This is a genomic window from Ameyamaea chiangmaiensis (genome assembly GCF_013376175.1).
GTDB classification, from domain to species: domain Bacteria; phylum Pseudomonadota; class Alphaproteobacteria; order Acetobacterales; family Acetobacteraceae; genus Ameyamaea; species Ameyamaea chiangmaiensis.
Map to the genome: position 1 here is coordinate 1 of NZ_JABXXR010000313.1, position 1,153 is coordinate 1,153.

1 protein-coding gene and 2 pseudogenes are annotated in these 1,153 nt (G+C 67.9%); all 3 read right to left on the bottom strand.

Going from position 1 to position 1,153, the window contains the following annotated elements:
* Window positions 1–95: pseudogene (locus tag HUK82_RS17250) on the bottom strand (recombination mediator RecR); the annotation flags it as partial.
* Window positions 96–114: 19 nt separating this feature from the next.
* Window positions 115–438 (bottom strand): YbaB/EbfC family nucleoid-associated protein, encoded by a 324-nt coding sequence (locus HUK82_RS16690; protein ID WP_218061629.1) that lies wholly within the window; start codon window positions 436–438, stop codon window positions 115–117.
* A 51-nt stretch (window positions 439–489) separates the two neighbouring features.
* Window positions 490–1,153 (bottom strand): annotated as a pseudogene (locus HUK82_RS16695) (DNA polymerase III subunit gamma/tau); the annotation flags it as partial.

The window sequence follows — 1,153 nt, forward strand, 5'->3', positions numbered from 1 at the left end:
AACAGCGCCAGTGCCGCCCGACGCGCCGAGCGCGGGCCAAGCCCGGGCAGGCGCGCCAGCATTCCGATCAGCCGGTCGATTTCCGGACCGCCCATGGCGCGGCGCGCCGGTGCGTCAGAACGGCAGTTTCATGCCCGGCGGCAGGTTCAGGCCGCCGGTGATCTTCTTCATCTCGTCGGCCGCACGCACGTCCAGCTTGGCGCGCGCATCGGCGCATGCCGCCACGATCAGGTCCTGCAGCATTTCCATTTCGGCCGGATCGGCCAGCTTGGGGTCGATGCGGATCGCGCGCATGTCGCCCTTGCCGCTCAGCGTGACGGCGACCATGCCCGCACCGGCGCTGCCCTCGATCGTCATGGCCTCGAGCGCGGACTGCATCTCTTCCATGCGTGCCTGCATCTGCGTGGCCTGTTTCATCAGGCCGGCAAGGTTCTTCATCACTATACTCCTGTCGAAACCGCAGGACATGACCCTGTCCGCGGCAGAATACTAGAACGCCGACAATCCGAAATCGTCGCCATCCACCAGATCGGCATCCAGCGGCGCGAACTCCAGGTCCGGCGCCTCCTCATGACCACCGCCGAGGGTGGTCGGACCCAACTCCTCGGGCGGCAGACCATATTCGTCAAGGCTGTGATCGCGGACCTGCCCCATCGTGGCATCGGGGAAGGCCTCGAAAATCGCCTGGATCAGCGGATGTTCCTGCGCCGCCGTACGATGCAGGTGGATGATTTCCGCGCCTTGCTCATCCAATGTTGGCTCGCCCGGCTCGCGCGATGACACGATGCGCCATAGATCGCCATACTGGCCGCGCAGCAGGGCCTGCAGCCGCTTCGGCAGATCCTGCGGCGCGCCCGTGTCGATCCGGATCGCGACCTCCGGCGGCGCGAAGCGGACCAGATGGGCCGAATGGCGCAGATGACCGTGCAGCATCGCCTCGCGACAGGTCGCGACGAACGCGACCATCTCCCGCCAGCTGCGCAGGGCCGGTGGTTCGGCCGTCAGCTCGGGCACCGGTTCGGGCGGCGCCTCCAGTACCGGCGGTGCGATCGCGTCGGGCTCCGCGTCCACGCGGATTCCGCCGTTGGCGACGATGCGGACCTGGCCGCCACCCCTCGGGGGCATATCCGTGGCGCGGCCCGTCACCGGCAAT

Bases quoted from the DNA above. Each gene is read 5' to 3' on its own strand.
- HUK82_RS16690 (WP_218061629.1), bottom strand. From the start codon at position 438: ATGAAGAACCTTGCCGGCCTGATGAAACAGGCCACGCAGATGCAGGCA.